A 22,571-nucleotide genomic window follows, 5' to 3' on the forward strand; every position below is an offset into this window, starting at 1 on the left:
CTGGCGTCGACTGATCAGACATCCCTGCAAGGGCGAGGAGTTGAGTGTTCGGTCCAATCAGGTACTAACGTACCAGACAGGTGGCAGAGTGTACGTAGGAATCCGCCAGGGTGATACATTTTTTGTACCGAATTGAACGCCTTGAGCCGCGATGCCCAGGCGTCTGGCCGGAGGGTTCCAGGCTGAGTTCGGCGAAAACAGGAGGTCTTTTGCGCAGACCTCCCGATAGAGTTACAGGCAGCGCGAGGCGCGCTGTGCGGTCCAGCTCGCAGCCGTGGCGGCGATCTTGTCTGCCAGCTGCGCAACCGCTTTCTGGTGGGCAATGATGAGATTTTCCATGCCTTCACCTGCCTGCTCGCGGATCACGCTGCTGCAGGTCAGGCTTTGCCGTTTGCTGCCCGCCGTGGCGCCAGCCTCGCGAAGCCCGAGTGTCCACACCACATCAATCAGGGCGTAGTTGCCGGGCATCGACTCGAAACGTCGCACGTCGGTACGGATCGACAATGTCGGCTGATCACTGTTTTTCGGCAAGCCGGCCATGTCGCGGCTGCCGAAGCGACGCTCCAGTTGCGGGGTCAGCGCATCGTGAAACTCGTCGCCCAGGGGTGATCCCCAGCGTTCGGTGTCCAGAATGGCCAGGCTGCCGTTACCCTGACGAACCACCAGCGGCGGCTGGTCGACCTGCACCGGCATGATCACCGGCAGCATCTCGAACTGGAACGGCATGGTTTTACTGGCGGCCGTGCTGGTCGCGCTCATCGGCGCGATCAGCGTGTAGTAGTGGGTCTGTGTCGATGTACAGGCACCCAGGCCCACTGCTGCGGCAAGTACCATCAGTTTCAGGCGCAAGGTCATTGTTTTGGCTCCGGATCAATGGCTCGGGACGAGGACGGGGCGTTGAACGAACGTGGCGCTGCGTCGCCCGTACGGCCGCGAATCAGCGATTCCGGGTGGCGGCTGAGGAAGTCGGTCAGGACCCGCACCGAACGTGCAGTACGTTGCACTTCATCCATGGCCTGACCCAGTTGCTGACGCGCAGGTGAATCTTCGGCGAACGAGTCGTTGGCAGTCCCCAGGGTTTTCTCGGCCTGCTGCAAGGTGCCACGCATCTGCGGCAACACGCTGCTGTTGACCTGTTTGAGGGTTTTCTGCAATTCGCTGAGGGTGCCGTTGAGGTTGCCCGCCAGCTGGTCGATCGGCAAATTGCTGAGCTTCTCGACGAATGCCTGCAACTGCTCCTGCAGCTTGTCGAAGCTGCCCGGCACGGTCGGAATCTCCAGCGGTCGGGCCTTGGCGTTGAACGCCACCTTCGGCGCCTTTGGATCGAACTCCATGGCAATGTACAACTGGCCAGTCAGCAGGTTGCCGTTACGCACCTGCGCGCGCAGACCATTGGCCACAAAGGCACCCAGTACGCGGGCAGATTGTTCTTCTTCATCGCCCGAGCCGCCGAGTTCCTTGAGCTTGGACTCGGCTGCGCCCAGGCGCTTGGGATAGATCACTGCGCCAACGATGCCGGGGAAGGTCTTGGTGGCCGGATCGTAGTCCAGATCCACCGAAACCACCTTGCCGATGTTGACCCCGAGGAAGTCAACCGCCGCGTTGACCGTCAGGCCGCGAAGCGATTGATTGAAGCGCATGCGGATGTAGCGTGGCTCGCCGTCGGGAGGTGCCATCGCCGTGGCCTGGTCATCGAATATCTTGAATTCTGCGTTCTCGTCCGCCGGCTTCGAATCCGGGCTCCAGTTCGGCTCGCGAAAGGCGATACCGCCGGAAATGATCGAGGTCAGGGACTGCGTATTGACCTTGACCCCTGAGGCGCCGACGGTGATGTCGACACCGCTGGCGTTCCAGAAGCGTGTGTCAGTAGTGATGTACTGATCGTTCGGAGCGTTGATGAAAATCTGGATGTCGACGCCGCGGCCGTCCTTGGACAGGTCATAGGCCACTACCTGACCGACCTGAATGCGGCGGAAGTAGATCGGTGAGCCGATGTCCAGCGAGCCCAGATCGTCAGTGTGCAGCGTGAAGCGCTTGCCTTTTTCGCCGAAGGTCACCGGCGGCGGCGTTTCCAGGCCGGTGAAGCTGGCCTTGGTTTCCTCGGCGCTGCCGGCGTCGGCGCCGATGAAGGCACCTGAAAGCAGCGTGTCTACACCCGAAACCCCATGTGCGCCGATGCGCGGGCGCACCACCCAGAACTGGCTGTCGACCCGCGTGAACGGAGTAGCGCTGGTGTTCAGCTCAATGGTGGCCAGCACATGCGTGCGGTCGTCACTGAGGCTGATATCCGTGACCATGCCGATCACCACGTTCTTGTATTTGACCTGGGTCTTGTTGGCTTCCAGACCTTCGGCTGTCAGGAAGCTGACAGTGATTCTGGGACCGATGTTCATCCAGTCATGCAAGGCCATGGATATGCCAATGATCGCGGCAACGATTGGCACCAGCCAGATCAGCGAGACACGCAGGCGACGACGTTTGACTTCAGGGCGTGGCACTGAAGCAGGCGGGGGGAGGGTACTGTCAGACATCTTCAACCTCTGCGTCCCAGATAAGCCGGGGATCGAAACTCATGGCGGCGAACATCGTCATCACCACTACCAAGCCAAAAAACAGAATACCGATTCGCGGCTCGATAGTACTGAGCTCGCGAAACTGAACAAGAGACGCCACAAGGGCTACAACCAGCACATCGAGCATCGACCAGTAGCCGATCAGTTCGATGAAGCGATACAGGCGCGCGCGCTCGCGCATCGCCCAGGTGCTGCGACGCTGGCAGGTGATCAGCAGCATGCCCAGCACCAGAAACTTGATGCATGGCACCAGAACACTGGCGACGAAAATCAGGATGGCGATGTCCCAGGAGCCGCTTTCGAAAAACTCGATGACGCCGCTCATGATCGTGCTTTCGCTGCGGTTGCCCAGCAGGTTGGTGTACATCACCGGCAGTACGTTGGCCGGGATATAGAAAATCAGCGCGGCAATCAGATAGGCCCAGGTGCGGCTGATGCTGTTGGGTTTGCGTTTGTGCACAGGTGAATCACAACGCGGACAGCGTGTAGCGTCCTCCTGGCAGGCATAACCGCAGGTATGGCACAGGCACAGCTTGTGTTCATGGGCGAAAGGGATGCCGTTCATTGCGGCTGCACTCCCAGTTCGTCCCACAACCGGCGGATATCCTTGTTGGCAATCAGCAGGATCAGCACCATCAACATTGCCATGGCCCAGAGCCCGACGCCGGGGTGTACGTCGAGCATCCCGGACAGTTTGATGATCGCCACCAGAATGCCAAGCATGCACACTTCGAGCATGCTCCATGGGCGCAAGTGCTCCAGGGCGCGCATGCAGGTTCTGAAGCCGGGCGCCACGATGCCCTTGTGCGCGTGTACCAGCACCCAGAACAGCAGGACGATCTGCAATAGCGGCGCAAAAATGATCGAAAGACCGGCCACCAAGGCAATGATCGTGATACGTCCTTGAGCAAGGGCTTCAACCGATTGCCACAGCGTCACCTCGTTGGAGAGGCCCTTCATATTGATGCTGATGACCGGGAACAGATTGGCGAATACGAACAGTATCGCTGCAGCGATGGTCAACGCCAGCAACTGTTCTATGGTCACCCGATGGCCGCGACCGAGCAGTGCTTCGCAGCGAAGGCAGAATGCTGCCTCGCCGGGCTGCAGAGGATGGGCTTCGTAGAGCGAGTCGCAGTGCTCGCAGATAATCAGGCCGGAAGAGTGTTCGATAGGATGCACAGTGCTCATCGACGCCATTGGTGCAGAGGTAAGGAGGTAAGAACGCGCAGCACGAAAAGATACCTCGTTAATGGCAGTGTGAAGCGTTTTTTTTTGTACGGTCAACGCTAGCAGATCGGTACAAATCATTGACCGCCAGGGTGTCGGGTGGTTCACATGTCACTGAGCCATTATTCCATGCGCGGAGTCATGGTGGCGAATCCGGTAGCAGCGATGCCCCCCATCTGTCGACGAAAGGGCATCGCTGCGGCCAGAGTCCTTTGGCAAAGGGCCTGTCTCAGAGCTTGCCGGGTTTGACACGTTGCTTGAGAAAGCCGAGCAACTGGCGGGCAGATGCAGGCACGTTGTGTTCGTCGAACGTCAGGCAGATTGCCTTGGCTTCATCCTCGATGGTGATTTCGTACTGATTCAGGTCCCGCGCTTCGTCATTGAAAGCACTGCTGGACTGATTCAGGCCGCTATCGCTCACCAGCCTCTGCAACTGCTCGGCTTCGGTCTGCTCAAGGGTGGCTGTATCGACTTCACAGCGTTTGACTGCACCTGCAAAACCGCCGGATTGCACTAGACAGACCTTCATTTCAAGCACCTTTAGGTGGTTACGCTTTGGCTATACCTTGAGACCGACCTCTTTCCAGGCCGCCTGCACGGCTTTTTTGGCTTTGGGGCCGAAGCGCGGGTCCGAGGCTATTTTTATGCTGGCCTTGGCACAGTCGATGAATTGACTGTCCGAGGCCAGCTCCAGCATCGTTTCATACCAGATTCTGCCCGCCACTTCCCAGGCATTTCCGCCCAGCGCCTTGGCCACCAGCACGAATGCCCGGTTGGGAATGCCCGAGTTGATGTGCACGCCGCCGCGATCCTTGGCTCCGGTATACAGGTCGGCCATCGTCGCAGGTTGCGGATCATCACCCAGATCCGGATCGTTGGAATACGCAGTGCCGGGTTTTTCCATATCGCGAATGCCTCGTCGCGTCGGGGCCGGCACCAGCAACTCCTTGCCCACCACCCAGTCCGACTCGGCGGCGCTGGTGCCTTGTTTCCACTGGCGCACCAGCATGCCGAATACATCGGCAAAGTGCTCGTTCAAGGCCCCGGATTGCCCGCGGTAGTCAAGGTTCGAGGTGAAACTCTGCACGCCGTGGGTCAGTTCATGACCGATCACTTCAAGGCTGCCGGTAAAGCGCTTGAAGACCAGGTCATCCCCATCGCCGTAAGCCATCTGGCTGCCATTCCAGTAAGCGTTGCTCAGCGGTACATGCTCACCGTTGAAATCCACTTCGGCGACGTGCACGGTCGAGACCAGCGACATGCCACTGTCGTCCAGCGAGTTGCGTTCGAACAGCTGCGCATAGAAATCATAGACGTCGCCTGAGCCATCGTAGGCTTCATCGGTCGCCTTGTCGCCTGTCGCTGCCTGGCCTTCCTTGCGCACCACCGCGCCGGGGAGATCGTCAGTGCCTTTGGCATCATGAATCACACGGTGCTTTCGTCCGTCAGGCGATTTGATCGCGTGCATGGATGGCATGGTTCGCGCAGAGAGGCGGGAAGCAAGGAATGCCGAGCTGCTCGTCAGGTTGGCAATGGCCCGGGCGCTGACCAGATTCTTGGGGGACTGCGCCATACGCTCGAGCATGTAAGGCGGAATGAAACAATGCAGGGGATTTCGGTCGTCGCACATGATGAACTCCTGTTCTAATGCATCGATGGCGGCAAGCCACCGATCAACATGGTCGCAGTCATGTGACACTTCCTGTGGCGTTTATATGCAAAGAAATATCTGATTACATGATCGGCGGTTGCCGCCAAACCGGCCCGATGTGTTGATAGCCCCGTATTGCAGGTACTTCACGTCATTCCATAGGCAGTGCGACACCTCGACACAGGTGATCAACGGGCCGCGCCGCGATGTTAGACTCGCGCCACTTCAGACGAGGAGCAAACCTACGTGCGCAAGACGGTAATGATGATAGCGGTACTGGCTCTGGCCGGATGCGATGGAGGCGGGCCCGCCAGGGATAAAGTCCAGGGGACGGCGGCGACTGCTCCGGTCTCTACGCCGCAGTGGTTCATTCAGATGAACTCGCGGGAGGCGGTCAGCGATTCCAGCGCCTGGTTGCTCGAGCGCAGTTATGCCCCGATCATCGTGGACGTGGACGGAAAACAGCAGGTATTGATAGGACCTTATGAAAGCCAGGCCAAGGCCGAGGAAGAGCGCGTGGCGTTACAGGCGAAGGTGACCAAATCGCACCGTTTTGCCGAGCCGTCGGTGGTACAGCACACCCGCTAAGGCATTCGTCAGGTTTACATCTGCTTCATCACGCGTTACTGCATTAGCATCGCGGGCCAGCAACCTGGCCCGCGATGCCGTTCATAAGTCGATCAACGACGACCCAGCAGCAGGCCTACTACCAGGCCAAAGCCCGCAGAAATAGCCACGGTCTGCCATGGGTGACCACCGATGTAAGTTTCGGTCGCTTCGACAACCGGCTTGGTGCGGTCGCGAACGCTGGCCATCGAGTCCAGTGCCTGCTTGAGTTTGGCGCTCAACTGTGCGCGCAGTGTCTCTGCTTCTTCACCCACCAGAGCAGCACTTTCCTTGAGCAGTTTGTCGGATTCTTCGATCAGTGCCTGCAGGTCACTGAATGCCTGATCCTTGATTTGATCGGCAGCTTGTTGAGCAGGGGTCTTACGAGCCATGGGTGTATTCCTTTCAAGTGGTGGCAACAGTGTTCAATGGAGTCTCGCGCATCCTGAAAAGTTGCAATTGCTTGAATGACCCGACGCAAGACTCTGCAAGCAATGCCCCGTACGGGTGTAAGATGCAGCCGTTTTTAGCCGTAGGTGACTGTGATGAGTTTCAATCTGGCCAATCGGCCGCTCCCTGAGCGTACCGCTCTCGAAGACGAAAAGTCCCGTCTGTTCGAACTGTGGCAGAGCAATCTGGGCAAGGCCAAGGGCGAGGCAGCACGCCTGATGGGCGAACGCGCCAAGCGCAAGGGCAAGTGGTCTGAGTGGGTTCGTTCCGAGCTGGACACCATGAGTCCGCCGGAATACGCCAACATGGTCCGCAGTGAAGTGAATCGTCTGATGGCGGCGAGCAGGTAGCAGCACATCCGACAGCGCCCCGACAATCCGGCGCTAATCGTTCTTCACGGTTCAGCGTGAGGGTTTCTCGGTGAGGGTGTCTTGCCTTCCGGATCCGTAAGGCCTTTTGAGAACGTTGATGGCCCAAGCCAGTGCAAGATTCACCCAGGGCAGCGTAGCGCGCCATATCGTCGTCACCGCCAGTGCCAGCGCCTTGAGCCTGTTCGCCGTCTTTCTGGTCGACATTCTCACGCTGGTCTATGTGTCGATGCTACATGACCCCGTGCTTCTGGCGGCGGTCGGCATTGCCAAGGTCCTGATGTTTTTCAACGGCGCGCTGGCAACCGGCCTGATTATCGCCGGAGCCTCGGTACTTTCCGCGCGCATCGGCCATCGGGCGGCCAGGTCGATACCCAAGCTCACCGGCAGCCTGATGCTCATGGTGATCACGGTCAGCGGTCTGGCAGCCGCCGCCCAGTTGACGTTTATCGTGCCGATCATTCGATGGCTGGGTGCCGAGGCGGCCACTTACGAAGCAGCGCGCAGTTTTATCTGGCTGACCCTGCCTTTTACCGCGTTGCAGGCGGTGATGCAGATGTCGGCGCAGATGCTCAGAACCATTGGTGACAATCGCCGGGCGATGGCCGTTGTGCTGTCCGCTGCCGCCACGCTGGCAGTGGCAGACCCGTTTTTCATCTTCGGGCTCGGCCTGGGGCTCGACGGTGCAGGGATCGCGTTTGCCGTATCCGCTGCAGTTTCAGCATCCATCGGGCTGTATTGGGTGCGCAGCCGAATAGGCATGGTGTTTACCCGACATCTGAAACTGTTGCGTCTGCATGCGCGGCATACTTTCAGGCTGGCGCTCCCGGCGATGGCGGCAAATCTGGCGACGCCGGTCGGTTTGGCTTATCTTGTCGCCTCGCTTTCGGCATTTGGCACTTCCGCTCTGGCCGCGATGACGGTGCTGGATCGGGTCATACAGTTTTCGTACTGCGCTTTTTTTGCCCTGCCTGGCGCGCTGGCTCCGGTGCTGGGTCAGAACATTGGTGCGAGCCGCGATGATCGCGTGCGTTCTGCAGTCGTTTTTACCCGGCGGCTGGTGGTCTGCTACGGGCTGGCCGTGTGGCTGGTGCTCCTGCTCTGCGGTGGCATGATTGCCGACCTGTACCAATTGGGGGACGAAGCCCGCGCCGTGTTCATGGCCTTTTGCCTGTGGGGCGGTGGCCTCTGGGTTCTGATTGGTCTGGATTTTGTCGCCATCGCGGTATTCCTGACCATGAACAGGTCGTGGTGGGTCGCGGTGTTTGCCTGGCTGAGGGCAACGGCGGGTACGGTGCCGTTCGTCTTCGCCGGGACCCACTGGTTTGGCAGCAGTGGTGCCTTGCCCGGCATGTTTACCGGCAATGCGCTCATCGCGCTGGTCTCCATCACCACGGCGTCGCTGACGGCGAAACGGTTTTTTACCAGCAGGGCCCCGGTCATGAGCGTCGGGGCACATTGAATCAAGGCGTTATCAGGTTTTTATGGTCATCGAAGAATCAGGGAATGAATCCGCAGAAACGGCCCCACCCAAGCGTCGCCGCGCGCCCAAGGGAGACATGCGCAGAAAGGCCTTGCTGGACGCCGCTACCGTTGTTTTTGCCAGAGACGGCTATTCGAGCGCGTCGATGCGCGAGGTTGCACTGCTTGCCGGTATCACCACGGTAGGGTTGCTGCACCATTTCCCCAACAAGGAAGCACTGCTCGCCGCCCTGCTGGAGCGCAGGGACCAGCGGGTCACCTCGCGTTTTCAGGATCTGGTCACCGAGCCGACGCTTGAAGGGTTTCTGAAGTTTCTCAAACTGAGCATGAGTTTCAGTATCGAGAGCGCCGAGGAATGTCAGGCCGCGTTGCTGATGAATACCGAGAGCCTGTCGAAGGCGCACCCGGCATGGGCCTGGCACCTTGAACGATTCCATCTGACCCACGAACACGCACGCGGGCATTTGCAGGCGTTGATAGAAGCGGGGGAAGTGCGCGGCGATATCAATGTCAAAGCCCTGGCCCAGGAGATCTTCTCGGTCATGGACGGCTTGCAGATTCAGTGGCTGCGAAGCCCCCAGGACGTGGATGTCATGGCGGTTTTCGATATCTATGTGCAGCGATTGGGAAGGGATATCAAGGCTCATCCATGAGCCTTGACGGGGTGCATCAGTAGGTCTGTGCAGCGCCGACCTGGACTGCCTTGCGCAGTGGCAATGGCAGCGGGTTGCTGTCACGCGTGGTCAGTTTTTCCGGGTACAGGGTGATCAGCGTCCTGTTGAGCGTGAGGTTCTCAGAATCCGCGCCGACGAGGATCTTGAATTTCCCGGCATCGACGTCCCAGCTTGCCGTCTTGTCGACGTAGTAAGCCAGGGAGCGCGAGTCTATCGGTACGCTGACGGTCTTGCTCTCGCCAGGCTGCAGGTACACCTTGGTGAAGCCCTTGAGCTCTTTCTCCGGGCGGTCAACAGCAGGTTTGACCGGCTGCACGTACAGCTGCGCCACTTCAAAGCCTGCCTTGTCGCCGGTGTTGGTCACCGTGAATTTCACGTCAACCGTCGAGCCTGGGGTCAGCACGTTGGTCGACAGTTTCAGGTCGCTGTAGCTGAACGTGGTGTAGGACAGGCCATAACCGAATGGATAGAGCGGCTTGGCGTGTTTCTTGTCATACCCGCGATAACCCATGTACAGGCCTTCGCTGTAGGTCATCTCGGTCAGCGGGTTGCTGCCGCGGTAGGCCGCCGGGTCCGGATAAGAGGCATAGCTCGGGTTGTCCTCAATGTTCTTGTCGATCGTGACCGGCAACTTGCCCGACGGGTTGATCTTGCCATAGAGGATCTCGGCCAGTGCCTGACCGCCTTGCTGGCCCGGGAACCAGGCTTGCAGTGCAGCGCCGACCTTGTTCGCCCATGGCTGCATATTGGCCACGCCGCCGCCGTGCATGACCACGATGGTATTGGGGTTGGCCTTGGCGACGAAGCTGATCAGTTCCGCCTGTTGGTCTGGCAGATCGAAGCCGTGGTCGGAACCTTCGCCTTCGTTTTCAGACGTGGTGCCGGTCGCAACCACCACCGCATCGTATTTCGACAGGTCCTTTGGCGGACGCAACGCAGCCCAGCTCATCTGTACGCCGGTCAGGCCGCCCAGTGCCGGAATGAAATTGCCCTGTACGCGCTGGTATTCCAGTTTCACGGTATAGGTCTTGCCGGCCGACAATGCCGCAGTTTTACCCGACGTTGTCAGCGCATTCACCACATCCCCCGAGTAAGGCACGCCGTCGCTCTGCACGATGAGTTCATCGTTGACCCAGAGTTTGTAGGGGCCGTCCGCACGCACCTTGAACGCCTGAGCACCCGAGATGGTGGGCTTGATGGTGGTGGTGAAACGTGCCGAGAAAGCACCGGCTGTCGGGCTGAAGCCAGACACCGCAGTGCTGCCTGCGTTGGTCACGTTGCTGCCGGTGGTCCAGTTCAGGTTCACGCCGGGCTCGACACGCGTCAGCACCGGGTCACCGGAAAAGCTGGTGTTGGAGAAGTATTCGGCTTTTACCCCGGCGTTGCTGATCCCGTTGTCGCCGGTTGCTGGCTGATACCACACCGAGCTCGCCGGATTCAGGCTCATCTCTGACAGATACGTGACATCGCTGCTGCTGGATGCGAGTTGCTGCAAACCGCTCAGCTCGGTCACGTAGCTGTTGGGCGGTGAGTTAGCGGTGCCGAAAGGCGATGCCGGTACGTCGTGCGCCCAGTTGCCGATCACGGCGATTTTTGCCGAACGGTCCAGCGGCAGCAGCGGTTTGCCGGCAGCGGTGTTCTCATTGCGCAGCAACACGATGGATTCGCGCGCGGTATTCAGCGCGGCACGCATGCCGTATTCCGGATGCTCCAGGGTCTTGGCGGTGTTGAGGTTGTTCTGCAGGTCATAGCTGACGATGCCGCGCAGGTTGCGTTTGACCTTGTCGTCGATCACGTTCTGAGTCAGTTGCCCGCTCCACAGGTAGGGCAGGAGATTGGCTTCGGTAAACTGCAGGCCGGAGGGCATGTCGATGTCCGTACCGGCCCACGCGCCCTTGAAGGCATCATGAATGGCATTGAAGTCACTGATGACCATGCCCTGATAGCCCCATTCGCCCTTGAGCACTTCGGTGATCAGGTGATGGTTTTCGCAGGCGTAGTCGCCGTTGACTTTGTTGAAGCCGCACATGATCGAGGCGACATTGGCGTTCTTCACCATCGATTCGAAGCCTGGCAGGTACAGCTCGCGCAGGGTGCGCTCATCGACCTTGACGTCGATCGCCTGACGATTGGCTTCCTGCTCGTTGGCCAGGTAGTGCTTGCCGCTCGCCTGGATACCTTGGGCCTGGATGCCGTTGACGATAGCGGGTGCCAGCACGGCTCCGAGGAACGGGTCTTCACCGCTGACGTATTCTGCCGAGCGGCCGTTGTAGGGCGTCCGGTACAGGTTCGCGCCCGGCGAGAGCATCTGCTGACCGCCGGAAATGCGCGTTTCATAAGCGATGGCCAGGCCGAATTCCTTGGCCCGGTTGATACTCCAGGTCGCTGCCAGTGCAGACTGCGACGGGTATTGAGCGCCGAATGTGGCGTTGTTGACGTGTACGCCCATGGACGAGTCATACGCCACGGTGCCCTTGATGCCCCATTTGAGCAGGGACGGGATCATGTGACCGTCGTTGACGCGGGTGAAGTTGATCTTTTCCGACTGGCTCATGTTGTCGAGAATCGAGCTGACGCGCGCCTCGACTTCGTTGCCGGTCGCCGGGGTCACGGCGGCGAGTGCCAGGTTGGCCTGCATGACGCTGAACGTCAGCAGGCTCAGGCCCAGCGTCTGTTTGAAGGCTGACAAGGCAAGTGTCCTTCCGGTCGATGTGATCGGTTGATTGAGGTTGTTCATGGTCGTTGTGCCTGGGCAGGGGCGTCATCGGTGTCCACCGGCGCGTCAAGCAGGGACGACGAACTCTGTTGTTGGGCCGGATTGATCTTGTCGGCGCCTGACAACTGGTCGCGCTTGGCTTCCACCTGCGTCCGGATCTGTTGATCGGACCCAGTGGCAGGTGTGCTGGAAGTTGAGTCCGCGGCGAAAGTTAAGGCACTTTGCGCGCACAGAAGTACTGCACTGAAAACAGACAGCATTGATCTATTCATCGATTGAATCTCGATTGATGGTTTGCAGGATAAAAACGGACGGCTGTCGCAATGGCGCAGGGCTCGGCTGAACACTCAGTCCAGCGCGACAGTAAACAGTTCACAGGCCACTAAAGTATGAGCAATGGAGATTTTAATAAATGATGCCACATGGCTATCACGTGGTTTTTTCAGATGAAGCCAGATGATTTAGACAGAATTTTAAGAAAAAAATCATTAAATTTACAATTTTCACGCAATTAATAGCCAAGATATTCCATGTATATGGGGTTTTATTGTTTTTTAATAAACCTAATTGTCGTTAGGTTTAGCGAGCTGGTAAGCTTCGCATCCTCGTGGTTCGTGCGCGTTTTAAAGGCTGGCTCTTTAAGAGAAAGTATCGAGATGTCCACATGAATTAATGAACGCTTAAAGGGGTTTTCACCGCGTGGAGTGAACATTAATCAACGACGCCCTTACTATTTATTCCATTAAAACTGGACGTGAAATTGTGCAGTATCGATCAACCTTTGCCCTGTACAAATGGCACAAGGGCGATAGGAATAATCAGCCGGTGGTGCGTCATTTTTATTTTCGTTAAAGGCAATAGTGGTGAGTGACGGAAAACAGCGGGTGGACCTCGCGGTGTTGAGCATCGTCGGTCGCCTGTGCTTCAGCAAACCGCAAAAACTGACCTTCGGTCAGATCTACAGGGAGCTGGTGCGCGCGTATTCAAGCGCCCCGGCGATCCATGTCTGTGTGGCGACGGTCGACACGCTGGTCAGGGAAGGGCTGTTGATCTCGACAAGAGTCCTGGAACCCGATCAGTCATTTCCCTACACCCAACACATCATCAGTGGTCTGACCGAGATCGGCGCAGCCTCGCTGAGAGGCTGCGAAGATGCGTTGACCGAGCCGCGCGGGGTTACTCGCTGTGTGGCAGCGACAGGTAATACTGGCCCAGTTCGGTCAGCTTGCCTTCAGCGTCCAGCAAGCTTGAAAAGTGCGGGTCAGGGTTCATCCGGCCCGTGAACCAAGCGTATCTGAACACGTCCTGGCGCTGCTCAAGGGTAGCGACCATCTCCGCCATCTGGCGTTTCTGCTTGTCGACTGAATCAATCTGCGCTCCGTCATCCGGGGCGTGCCAATTGGCGAACTCGGTGACCCAGAAGGGCTTTCCGTACTTTGCCAGTCGGTCGAGCATCCCCGGCAAGCCATAGTCGTACCAGTGAAAAGCCAGGTAATCGATGCGCGGGTCCCGATTCTGATTCATCGACCGATAGGCCGTGTAGAAGGCATCGAGCCACACGACCGGGTCGCCGTAGCCTGGCATGGTTCCCCAGTTCATCGCTGGCCCCACCAGCTTTACACCGGTCTGGGCGGCGATCTGTTCCAGCCTCGGCCAGAAGCTGGCCGCCGCTTCGGGTGTCATGTTGGCCTGATCGAGCAGATTCGGCTCATTGATCACCAGCAGATAGCGGATGGCTGAGTGAGCCAGCAGGTATTGCTTCAACTGCCCGTCGTCAACGTTGCCGTTCCACACCATCGGGATGAAATCCACACCGTACATCGAGGCGTAATCGTAAGACGCCAGACGGTCATGGGGCCTGGGGCTCCAGTTGTACCACCAGCTCACGCCCGACGATAACGCACTCAGGTCGGCGGGCAAGGCGATGTCGTAGGCGATGCCGCGCTTGGCGCTTTTTTCTGCAGCCCATGACGGTGCCATGCACAGGCTGAGCATCAGCGTCACAAGGGCCAGAAAAGTCGGGAAAAAACGTGCTGACGGGTTCTGTGGGGTCATTGGCAAATCTTCCTTGAGGGTGGGGAGGTGCAGAGCATGCGCTGCAGTCAGCCAGCAGAAAGCATGCCACCTGTGTCGTCCCGTTTACCCTGCCAAACCCCTACATGCATTACCACCCGTAATGACTTGTTACCAGGGATCTCCCTCTGCCTGGCGCAAATCCAGCGTGCCGCTGTCACTGAAGCGCATCGTACCGAACAGGCCGCCAGCCAGCTTGCCGCGAAGCGTATAGGGCAGATTGTCCAGACGCTGGCTTTGACTTAGCCCTAATGCCTGGCGTAGGGCCGCGAATGCCGACACGCTGACCGGCACCACCAGCACTGCCTCGGAAAAGCGTCCTACAGTGCCTTTCTGGTTGCTGACCCCGGAGGCCAGCAGCCTGTCGTTCACGTCGAGGTCCAGCGCGACGCCGTTGTAGTTGATCTCGGTTTCGTTTGGATTCTGCACCCGCAACGTTACCGCCATGCGCAGTTCCAGACCCTGACCGGGGATGGGTTCGATACCCACGACGCTGATCGTCAGCGGGTCTCGATGGGGAATCAGCGCACAGGCGCTCAAGCCGAGGATGAGCAGTCCCGAGAGCAGGGCGCGGATCAGGCGTAGCGACATTCGTGTGCTCCAGCGTCAGGTTCAGTGATCTTCAGACCTCGCCGGTGATGAGAGATTCGGCGCGCCAGGCACGATGCCGGGATAGCGGCTAATCTGCCTGCCTCAACCATTGCGTCTGCAAGGCAGCAGGTTGATGATTCCACCGTACCTATAGAAAACCGTACCTATAAAAACAAGACTGGAGATAGCCATGTCCATCGAAAGGACACCCCCTCGTCAAGATCCTGTGGTCATTGTCAGTGCCGTGCGCACGCCCATGGGCGGTTTTCAGGGCGACCTGCAGAGCCTCAGTGCCACCGCGCTGGGATCGATCGCCATCCGTGCCGCTGTCGAGCGCGCAGGCATTGAGCCTGAAGACGTGGAGCATGTACTGTTTGGTTGTGTACTGCCGGCAGGTCTCGGTCAGGCACCCGCTCGGCAGGCGGCACTGGGTGCCGGGCTGAGCCATGCGACGCTGTGCAGCACGGTCAACAAGATGTGCGGTTCCGGCATGCAGACCGCAATCATGGCCCATGACCTGTTGCTGGCAGACAGTACTGCGGTGGTGGTGGCTGGCGGCATGGAGAGCATGTCCAATGCGCCTTACCTGCTGGACCGCGCGCGCAGCGGCTATCGCATGGGGCATGGCAAGGTGCTCGATCACATGTTTCTCGACGGCCTCGAGGATGCCTATGAGCCAGGCCGGTTGATGGGCACCTTCGCCGAGGACTGCGCCGGGCTCAACGGTTTCAGTCGCGAGGCACAGGATGCGTTTGCCCTGGCCTCACTGGCTCGCGCGCAACAGGCCATTGCCGGAGGCCATTTCGACGCCGAGATCGTGCCAGTGCAAGTCACCGTGGGCAAAGAGTCGAGGCAAATCACTCACGATGAGCAGCCACCCAAGGCGCGTCCGGACAAGATTCCCACGCTCAAACCCGCTTTTCGCGAGGGCGGCACGGTCACCGCGGCCAACTCCAGTTCTATCTCCGATGGCGCAGCAGCGCTGCTGTTGATGCGTCAGTCCGAGGCTCAGCGGCGTGGCCTGAAGCCTCTGGCGGTGTTACATGCGCATGCTGCGTTCGCCGATCGGCCGAGTCTGTTTCCAACGGCGCCGATAGGCGCCATTCAGCGCCTTTTGGGCAAGACAGGCTGGGCGCTGGACGACGTCGATCTGTTCGAGATCAATGAGGCGTTTGCCGTTGTGCCGCTGGTGGCGATGCACGAGCTGAGGCTTGAACACGAGAAGGTCAACGTCAATGGCGGGGCCTGCGCGCTCGGCCATCCGATCGGTGCCTCGGGTGCGCGAATCATCGTGACGCTGCTGGCGGCCTTGCAGCATCGACAGCTCAAGCGTGGCATTGCGGCGATCTGCATCGGCGGCGGTGAAGCTACCGCAATAGCTGTCGAGATTTTGAATTAACCATTATTAATCAATGGCTTGATCTAATAATTGAATGTTAATTCTATAAAAAGCTGCTTATTGCATAATTAAACAAAAAGGATATTTATCAATGCTTTACGAGACGCTTCTCATAGAGGTTGTAGGTAGTGTAGGTCTGATCAAGCTGAACCGGCCCAATGCGTTGAACGCCTTGAATGCGCGCCTGATCAACGAACTGAACCATGCCCTCGACCAGTTCGAGGCGGACGGTGCGATCGGCTGCATCGTACTGACTGGTTCGGAAAAAGCCTTTGCCGCCGGTGCGGACATCAAGGAAATGGTCGACCTGTCCTACCCACAGATCTACCTCGATGACCTGTTTCGTGAAAGCGACCGGGTCGCCGCCCGACGCAAACCCCTGGTGGCTGCGGTAGCCGGTTTTGCCTTGGGTGGCGGCTGTGAACTGGCATTGATGTGCGATTTCATTCTGGCCGCTGAAAACGCCAGGTTTGGACAGCCCGAGATCAATCTCGGCGTGTTGCCGGGCATGGGCGGTACGCAGCGCCTGACCCGCGCGGTGGGCAAAGCCAAGGCCATGGAAATGTGCCTGACTGGCCGGTTGATCGATGCTCACGAGGCCGAGCGCGCCGGTCTGGTGGCCCGCGTGCTGCCGCTCGATCAGTTGCTGCCGGAAGCGCTGGCAGTGGCAGCGGTCATCGCCAGTAAATCCCTGCCAGTGGCGATGATGGTCAAGGAGAGCGTCAACCGCGCATTCGAGGTCAGCCTGGCCGAAGGCATCCGCTTCGAACGCCGGGTGTTTCACGCCGCGTTCGCCAGCCAGGATCAGAAGGAGGGCATGCGCGCCTTTATCGACAAGCGCCAGCCCGATTTCAAGGACTGCTGATCTTTATGGCCCACGATCAGGATACGTTGCGCGTCAACGTGCAGCGCCGCGGCTTGCCCGCGCACCAGCAATCCGTCGTGGGCATTGACGTGCAAGTGCTCACCGCTCGCCACTCGAATACAGCCAGCCGGTTGTGCCGTCATCCCGTCCAGCTCATGACCCGGTGACAGTACTGCACAAATCACAGGCCGTTCGGGATGATTGTCGAGAAAGCGGACCCGCACTCGTGTGCCCGGCGCTAGCCGATCAACCTCCGGGCAGGCGACCTCGGCCATCGGCCAGCGTTGTACGGGTTCGTCTTCCAGGCTTTGCACGTGCCAGTCGAAGCGGATTGAACGATATCCGGGTTGAACCGGCTGGGTGTCGTTGCGCTGCAATGTGGCGAAATGCTCACCGGTGGCCGCGGGTCTCGGGTGGTTGATCGACGGTCGAAACGGCGTCGCCCACGGAATGACCCTGAAGCTGTTGCAGTAACCGTTGCCTTGCAGCTGTTCAACCTCGGGTGACGAACGTTGCGCTTCGACGAGGATGCGCAGGATTGCCAGTGCATCATGGGCGGCGGCACCCTTCAGCACCTGTAATTGCCTGCCCGCATGAGCGGTTTCGGTCACTAGCCATTGGTCGTTGAGCATGGGCTCCGGATGATCGAGCACCTGAATGACTTCACCACACTGCAAGGCGATGTCGGTGCTTCGTCCTCTGACATCGCGCCGTTCGCAGCGCAGGCGCTCCAGCCTGCGACTGCCACGCTGCCGACTCAGGGCCTCCTGGGGGCTGATTGCTCCACGAAAGCCTGGCGGTTGAAAGGCATGATTGGCCGCTATGGTCAGAGGGTGCTCGGGTGCGCGCGCAGGTTGCGGGTGGTCGGTGGGGTGCCTTGAAACGGGCGGAAAACCCAGTCGTTCGGCCAGGTGCTCCAGCGTCTCTCGCGGCGCGCCTGACGTTTGCGGGTGCTTGAAGCGCACCGGCAATGGCTGCGCCGGAAAGCTCGCAGGGTCGTCCGAGAACACCAGCCGATGGCCGCTCTGGCGATGCTCAAAACGAAAATGCATGCCTTCTTCCTCGCACAGGCGCTGCAACAGGTGCAGATCGCTTTCGTCGTACTGGATATGCAGCGGCCTGGCAGGATAAAGACCATTCACGTGTTCGAATCGGTATGCGTTCGCGCCGATACTGTGCGCTTCAAGCAACTGCACGATCAGTTGAGGAATCGCAAGGTCCTGATAGGTGCGGCGTTGTCGATGTTGCACCAGCCGGTGCAGGTCAGGCACCAGAATCAGGTGGTAGAGACTCACGCGAGCCCCGCGGTGGAGCCGCGCCGCATGGTCGATACGGCCATGCCTGCCGCTGCCGGATTCGCCGAAGCTTAGAAACGCTTCACGACTCAATAGGCTGCGCACATCCAGTTGCGGGTCGCTGCCGATCATCCAGATGTCGAAGCGATACGTTTCATTGAGGGCTTCATGGCCTGCGAAGCTGATGATATGCAGATCCGGCTGGCAGTCGGTGATCGCCAGCATGAAGGGCACTTGCAGGTCCTTGCGCATCGGCGGGGCTCTCTAGCTTCAAAAACGGGGCCGCGCAGGTTACGGAATACGGGGTTACAAAAGCATTGCTGCGAGGTTTTTCGGAAAAAGCCTACAAGCGTTGATGGAAAGACGATGATTGCGGTTGGACGAGTTGGCAGCCATCCTGCGAGTTCATAAGGGCAATCTGCCTGTCGGGGGTTTCATCTGCCGTGATCGCGTATAAAATGCGCCGCGCCGGACAGGGTATTTGCCGGTGACCCTTTTTCAGCGCCTTGCCAGCGTCGCGTTCTGTCAGTTATGCAGGCGCAGACGGCGAGGTGCCTAGCGAATCAAGAGAGCAGACATGGGCGCACAGTGGAAGGTCAAGCATAAAGAAGCGGCAGCCAATGCCAAGGGACGTACGTTTGGCAAGCTGTCCAAGGAGATCATGATCGCGGCTCGTGCTGGCGCAGACCCGGACATGAACTCGCGTCTGCGGCTGGTGGTCGAGCAGGCCAAGAAGGCTTCGATGCCGCGCGAGACACTGGAGCGTGCCATCAAGAAAGGCGCAGGACTGCTGGGTGAGAGCGTCAACTTCGAGCGTCTGACCTACGAAGGTTTTGCGCCACACCGCGTGCCGGTGATCGTCGAGTGCCTGACCGACAACATCAATCGGACGGTCTCGGAAATTCGCGTGCTGTTCCGCAAAGGCCAGTTGGGTGCTGCGGGTTCGGTTTCGTGGGACTTTTTGTATCAGGGCATGATCGAGGCTGTTCCTGCAGCAGCGGATGCCGACCCGGAGCTGGCGGCAATCGAGGCCGGCGCCCAGGATTTCGAGCCCGGTGAAGAGGGCGCGACGCTGTTCCTGACCGAATCCACCGACATGGACGCGGTCTGCAAGGCGCTCCCGGAATTCGGTTTCACCGTTCAGTCCGCGCAACTGGGCTACCGCCCGAAAAGCACTGTGGACGGCCTGACCGATGAGCAGATGGCCGAAGTCGAAGCGTTTCTCGAAGCCATCGACAACCATGATGACGTGCAGAACGTTTACGTAGGCCTGGCAGGCTGATCACTGCGCAATGGAGCGCTTTACGCGCTCCATGTTTTGATCTGTAGAAGAACCTCTGCCAGCGACGGTCGTTGCTGGCAATCAGGCTGCACGCAGCTCGCCTGCAGCGCCTGTAGGTCCGCCACGACGTTCTGATCCTGCGGATCTGCCTCGCAACGCTCCAGCAATTCCCCCAGCAAGATACCGAATGCCCGCGTTTCGATGCGCTCCAGCGCCTCACCCAGCCCGGCTGACGGGTGAAAGGACGCCGCGCCGAAGTCGCTCAGCAGGCAATTGCCATCCTCCTGCACAAGAATGTTGTGACCATAAAGGTCGCCATGCGTGATCCAGCGGGCGTGCAGATGCGCGGTGACCGAAGCAATGCCTTCAGCGAGGCGCAGCAGCACCGGCAGGGAAAAGCGCCTGTCGTTGGCGTAGACATCGCGGCTACAGGATTCCAGGCTCGGCGGTCCGGCAAGATTGCCGAAATCGGGGGCTATCAGCGCCATGACCAGGCCGCGCTGCTGCTCGGGATGCCCGCCGATCTGTCCAAGCACCTCGATCAGCTGCGCGTGGCGGCCTGCGGCAATGCAGGCGGCCATTTCATTGAGCGGTGAGCCATCGCTGGTGACCGCGCCCTTGTACAGCTTGGCCGCTGCCATGCGCTCAGCGCCAGCGTCGTGCCAGACCGCCTGCTGGATGATTCCCGACGCACCTTCGCCCAGGCGCTGGTGAAGGCTGAGGTGCTGCCAGGGGATTTCCCGGATCGGCGCGGTGGGACGTTCGGCGCACAGCGGGTTGTCGGCGAAGGCGAGCCATGCCAGCGCAGGCAGGCTCAGCAGCCAGTCCGGCAACTCGGTCAGACGATTGGCCGCAATGCGGATCAGCTCCAGCTTGTGACACTGCGCGAGGGTCGCGGGCAGGGTGCGCAAGCGGTTGCCGGCGAGCATCAGCTTTTGCAGGTCCGGGCGGCGGCCCAGTTCGTCGGGCAGTGACTCGATGCGGTTGTCGGTGAGGATCAGCCAGCGCAGGCGCGGCGGCAGTGCCGCGGCGCTGACCTGCTCTATGCGATTGGCCTTGAGGCCGACAATCTGCAACTGCTGGCATTGGCCAATGCTTTCCGGCAGGTGCGTGAAGGCGTTGTCTGATACGAACAGGACGCGCAGGCGGGTCAGGCGACACAGGTCGTCGGGCAGCGAGGTCAGCCTGTTGCCGCTGAGATTCAAGACTTCCAGCGTGTCGGCCAGGTCGAAGATTTCGACCGGGAATTCGCTCAGGCCACAGGAGAGGTCAAGCCGTTTGATGCCTGCCAGCTTGCCGGCGCGTAGATCTGCGAGGGTGTGCATGAATAGGTTCGGTCATTGGTGTCGGACGAGGCGCGCATGATAACGGGAGTTGCCGCCTCTGACTCCCCGCAAAGCGGCTCAGCTAAGGCAGCGGTCGACCCATTGACGCACGCGTTCGGGCGTCGGCGCCGATTCGGCATACAGAATCCGGTAAATCATGGGCGCAATGACGGCATCGATCATGTCGTCGGCACTGGGGGAAGCCTCGCCGCGAGCCATGGCGCGATCGATCATGACCTGCAGCTGCTCGCGAACCATCGCTGCACACTTGCCCACACAGCCAGACGTGCTGGCGGCCACATCGCGCATCAATGCCCGGCCAGGTGCCGAGGACATTTCGTCCAGATACATTTCACTCCAGGTCAGCAGGTCCTGATGCAGACTGCCCTGATCGATCGGCACGTCAGGGCGTAGGCGCTCCAGGGCAGCGTCCGCCAGCAACGTGGTCAGATCACCCCAGCGGCGATAAATGGTCGACGGCGTAACGCCTGCACGGGTCGCGATCATCGGCACGCTGAGTGCTGAGCGATCGTGCTCCTGCAACAGGTCGCGGACCGCGCGATGGATGGATTCCTGCACCCGGGCACTGCGGCCTCCGGTGCGAATTGCTTCTTTAATAGCCATACGGCGGACCTTAACACAAAGTATTTGCTTTAAGCGCTACCACGTCGCACACTCCGCAAAAGCTAATTTATGGCTTTAACAGGTTGCATTGGCGGAGAGCGTATCCATGTCCCTTTCTTCAAACGATTCGACGTCGCCAGACGTGAAGTCTGACGGTCGGGCACCAAACCATCTCGGGTTTCTGGCGTTTACCACGTTATGCTTTTTTGCCGCGTCCAGCACGCCCACGCCGCTCTATCACCTGTACCAGGAGGCATGGGGATTCTCGGCGGGCGTGCTTACCCTGATTTTTGCAGTGTATGCATTCAGCCTGTTGGCCGCCTTGCTGATGGGTGGGTCGCTGTCGGACTATCTGGGGCGGCGCCCGGTGATTTTCGGCGCGTTGCTGCTGCAAAGCGTCTCGATGCTGCTGTTCATTCTGGCCAGTGATGTTAGCTGGCTGGTGGCCGCGCGTCTGCTGCAGGGTTTTGCGACGGGGCTGGCTGCCAGCGCACTGGGCGCAGCCTTGCTGGACAATGATTCGGTCAAAGGGCCGTTGATCAACAGTATTTCGCCGATGCTCGGCATGGCCGTTGGCGCTCTGGGCACGGCACTGCTGGCGCAGTTCGCGCCGATGCCGCTTATGCTGGGTTACTGCTTGTTGCTGGCCGCATTCCTGAGTCAGGCCCTGTACCTGGGACGCGTCGAGGAAACCGTCAGTCGCCAGCCCGGTGTCTGGCAATCCCTCAAGCCCTCATTGCATGTACCGCAGCAGGCACGGCGCATGCTGTGGCTGGTTCTGCCGGTGGACATCGCCGCATGGGCACTGGGTGGCTTCTTTCTGTCGTTGAGCCCGTCCTTGCTGGTGGCGGCGACCGGTTCCACTTCACCGCTCAATGGCGGCCTGGCGGTTGCGGCGCTGACCCTCAGCGGCGCGGCGGCGATTCTGACGCTGCGTCAGCGCGAGCCGGTGCTCGGCTTGTGGGTCGGTGCGAGCTTTTTGCCACTGGGTGTCGCGGTGATACTGCTTTCGATCAACCTCGGTTTGCTGTGGCTGTTTTTCGTTGGCGCAGTGGTCGCAGGTGTGGGGTTCGGATCGAGCTTTCTGGGCGCACTGCGCATGCTCATGCCTCTGGCGCATGCCCACGAGCGGGGCGGGCTGATGTCGGCTTTTCTGGTGCTCAGCTACCTGGCCTTCTGCATACCGGCACTGGTCGCCGGATTCTTCGCTCACTCGGCGGGCCTGGTGATGACCAGTAATGTCTACGGGGCAGTGGTGATCACCCTGGCGCTGATCGCACTGGCCAGTCTGATCGTACGACGGGTCGCCAGCGCAAACAAAAATGCCCACGCGTAGATGGGCATTTCGGTTTGCCTGAAGGTAGCAG

At 59.6% G+C, this 22,571-nt stretch carries 22 protein-coding genes and 1 pseudogene; 9 read left to right on the top strand and 14 right to left on the bottom strand.

Going from position 1 to position 22,571, the window contains the following annotated elements; genetic code table 11:
• Positions 1-231: 231 nt before the first annotated feature.
• From JOE34_RS16820 to JOE34_RS16845, 6 genes are all read right to left on the bottom strand, one after another.
• Positions 232-855, bottom strand: a complete 624-nt coding sequence (locus tag JOE34_RS16820) for a PqiC family protein (RefSeq protein WP_209996157.1) — start codon at positions 853-855, stop codon at positions 232-234.
• Positions 852-2,531, bottom strand: a complete 1,680-nt coding sequence (locus JOE34_RS16825) for an MlaD family protein (RefSeq protein WP_003394706.1) — start codon at positions 2,529-2,531, stop codon at positions 852-854. Before JOE34_RS16825 ends, JOE34_RS16820 begins: the two co-directional genes overlap by 4 nt.
• On the bottom strand, positions 2,524-3,138 hold the full coding sequence (locus tag JOE34_RS16830; protein WP_003315385.1) for a paraquat-inducible protein A: 615 nt from the start codon (positions 3,136-3,138) through the stop codon (positions 2,524-2,526). The genes JOE34_RS16825 and JOE34_RS16830 overlap by 8 nt, the downstream gene beginning before the upstream one ends.
• Positions 3,135-3,764, bottom strand: coding sequence for a paraquat-inducible protein A (locus JOE34_RS16835; protein WP_003315384.1), 630 nt, complete (start codon positions 3,762-3,764; stop codon positions 3,135-3,137). The genes JOE34_RS16830 and JOE34_RS16835 overlap by 4 nt, the downstream gene beginning before the upstream one ends.
• A 268-nt stretch (positions 3,765-4,032) precedes the next feature.
• Positions 4,033-4,332, bottom strand: a complete 300-nt coding sequence (locus JOE34_RS16840; protein WP_209996160.1) for a protealysin inhibitor emfourin — start codon at positions 4,330-4,332, stop codon at positions 4,033-4,035.
• A gap of 30 nt (positions 4,333-4,362) precedes the next feature.
• Positions 4,363-5,433: a M4 family metallopeptidase gene (locus JOE34_RS16845; RefSeq protein WP_003422976.1), complete on the bottom strand. Its 1,071-nt coding sequence runs from the start codon at positions 5,431-5,433 to the stop codon at positions 4,363-4,365.
• Positions 5,434-5,700: 267 nt separating this feature from the next.
• Here JOE34_RS16845 and JOE34_RS16850 point away from each other — a divergent pair, with 267 nt between their 5' ends.
• Positions 5,701-6,042 (top strand): hypothetical protein, encoded by a 342-nt coding sequence (locus tag JOE34_RS16850; protein ID WP_003319121.1) that lies wholly within the window; start codon positions 5,701-5,703, stop codon positions 6,040-6,042.
• A gap of 92 nt (positions 6,043-6,134) precedes the next feature.
• On the opposite strand, the gene JOE34_RS16855 is transcribed toward JOE34_RS16850, so the two are convergent.
• Complete coding sequence (locus JOE34_RS16855; protein ID WP_003384070.1) at positions 6,135-6,452, bottom strand: DUF883 family protein; 318 nt, start codon at positions 6,450-6,452, stop codon at positions 6,135-6,137.
• Between the two features lie 153 nt (positions 6,453-6,605).
• Here JOE34_RS16855 and JOE34_RS16860 point away from each other — a divergent pair, with 153 nt between their 5' ends.
• The 3 genes from JOE34_RS16860 (at position 6,606) to JOE34_RS16870 (ending at position 9,013) form a co-directional block, all read left to right on the top strand.
• Entirely contained in the window at positions 6,606-6,860 is a 255-nt protein-coding gene (locus JOE34_RS16860) for a hypothetical protein (protein ID WP_003315380.1), read from the top strand.
• A gap of 118 nt (positions 6,861-6,978) precedes the next feature.
• Positions 6,979-8,340 carry an MATE family efflux transporter gene (locus JOE34_RS16865; protein WP_209996162.1) on the top strand — a complete coding sequence of 454 codons (1,362 nt, stop codon included), beginning with the start codon at positions 6,979-6,981 and terminating at the stop codon, positions 8,338-8,340.
• 22 nt (positions 8,341-8,362) lie between these two features.
• Positions 8,363-9,013, top strand: coding sequence for a TetR/AcrR family transcriptional regulator (locus JOE34_RS16870; protein WP_003394712.1), 651 nt, complete (start codon positions 8,363-8,365; stop codon positions 9,011-9,013).
• Positions 9,014-9,029: 16 nt separating this feature from the next.
• Here JOE34_RS16870 and JOE34_RS16875 read toward each other — a convergent pair whose 3' ends face one another.
• Together JOE34_RS16875 and JOE34_RS16880 are read right to left on the bottom strand one after the other, a co-directional pair.
• Positions 9,030-11,771 carry a glycoside hydrolase family 3 C-terminal domain-containing protein gene (locus tag JOE34_RS16875; protein ID WP_010409286.1) on the bottom strand — a complete coding sequence of 914 codons (2,742 nt, stop codon included), beginning with the start codon at positions 11,769-11,771 and terminating at the stop codon, positions 9,030-9,032.
• On the bottom strand, positions 11,768-12,010 hold the full coding sequence (locus JOE34_RS16880; protein ID WP_010409284.1) for a hypothetical protein: 243 nt from the start codon (positions 12,008-12,010) through the stop codon (positions 11,768-11,770). The genes JOE34_RS16875 and JOE34_RS16880 overlap by 4 nt, the downstream gene beginning before the upstream one ends.
• A 597-nt stretch (positions 12,011-12,607) precedes the next feature.
• On the opposite strand from JOE34_RS16880, the pseudogene JOE34_RS26140 reads away from it, so the two are divergent.
• A pseudogene (locus JOE34_RS26140) lies at positions 12,608-12,889 on the top strand (hypothetical protein); the annotation flags it as partial.
• A gap of 37 nt (positions 12,890-12,926) precedes the next feature.
• Here JOE34_RS26140 and JOE34_RS16890 read toward each other — a convergent pair.
• Positions 12,927-13,805, bottom strand: a complete 879-nt coding sequence (locus JOE34_RS16890) for a glycoside hydrolase family protein (protein WP_010409283.1) — start codon at positions 13,803-13,805, stop codon at positions 12,927-12,929.
• 129 nt (positions 13,806-13,934) lie between these two features.
• A complete protein-coding gene (locus tag JOE34_RS16895; protein WP_003411342.1) occupies positions 13,935-14,414 on the bottom strand; it encodes an LEA type 2 family protein in 480 nt (159 codons plus the stop codon).
• 190 nt (positions 14,415-14,604) lie between these two features.
• Between JOE34_RS16895 and JOE34_RS16900 the strand changes: the two genes are divergently transcribed.
• Both JOE34_RS16900 and JOE34_RS16905 read left to right on the top strand, forming a co-directional pair.
• Positions 14,605-15,813: an acetyl-CoA C-acyltransferase gene (locus JOE34_RS16900; RefSeq protein WP_209996172.1), complete on the top strand. Its 1,209-nt coding sequence runs from the start codon at positions 14,605-14,607 to the stop codon at positions 15,811-15,813.
• Between the two features lie 91 nt (positions 15,814-15,904).
• Entirely contained in the window at positions 15,905-16,678 is a 774-nt protein-coding gene (locus JOE34_RS16905) for an enoyl-CoA hydratase (protein WP_024662353.1), read from the top strand.
• On the opposite strand, the gene tssI is transcribed toward JOE34_RS16905, so the two are convergent.
• Positions 16,618-18,225 (bottom strand): type VI secretion system tip protein TssI/VgrG, encoded by a 1,608-nt coding sequence (gene tssI, locus JOE34_RS16910; RefSeq protein WP_209996174.1) that lies wholly within the window; start codon positions 18,223-18,225, stop codon positions 16,618-16,620. The two genes, JOE34_RS16905 and tssI, sit on opposite strands and share 61 nt — an antisense overlap.
• Before the next feature lie 325 nt (positions 18,226-18,550).
• Between tssI and JOE34_RS16915 the strand changes: the two genes are divergently transcribed.
• Entirely contained in the window at positions 18,551-19,255 is a 705-nt protein-coding gene (locus tag JOE34_RS16915) for a YebC/PmpR family DNA-binding transcriptional regulator (protein ID WP_003364547.1), read from the top strand.
• A gap of 20 nt (positions 19,256-19,275) precedes the next feature.
• Here JOE34_RS16915 and JOE34_RS16920 read toward each other — a convergent pair whose 3' ends face one another.
• Together JOE34_RS16920 and JOE34_RS16925 are read right to left on the bottom strand one after the other, a co-directional pair.
• Positions 19,276-20,580, bottom strand: a complete 1,305-nt coding sequence (locus tag JOE34_RS16920; RefSeq protein WP_209996177.1) for a leucine-rich repeat-containing protein kinase family protein — start codon at positions 20,578-20,580, stop codon at positions 19,276-19,278.
• Between the two features lie 78 nt (positions 20,581-20,658).
• The gene (locus JOE34_RS16925) at positions 20,659-21,204 is read right to left on the bottom strand and encodes a TetR/AcrR family transcriptional regulator (RefSeq protein ID WP_003394725.1); all 546 of its coding nucleotides are present in this window, start codon (positions 21,202-21,204) and stop codon (positions 20,659-20,661) included.
• Positions 21,205-21,310: 106 nt separating this feature from the next.
• Between JOE34_RS16925 and JOE34_RS16930 the strand changes: the two genes are divergently transcribed.
• On the top strand, positions 21,311-22,540 hold the full coding sequence (locus JOE34_RS16930; RefSeq protein WP_209996179.1) for an MFS transporter: 1,230 nt from the start codon (positions 21,311-21,313) through the stop codon (positions 22,538-22,540).
• Positions 22,541-22,571: the final 31 nt, after the last annotated feature.

Source organism: Pseudomonas sp. PvP028, assembly GCF_017832255.1.
Taxonomy (GTDB): domain Bacteria; phylum Pseudomonadota; class Gammaproteobacteria; order Pseudomonadales; family Pseudomonadaceae; genus Aquipseudomonas; species Aquipseudomonas syringae.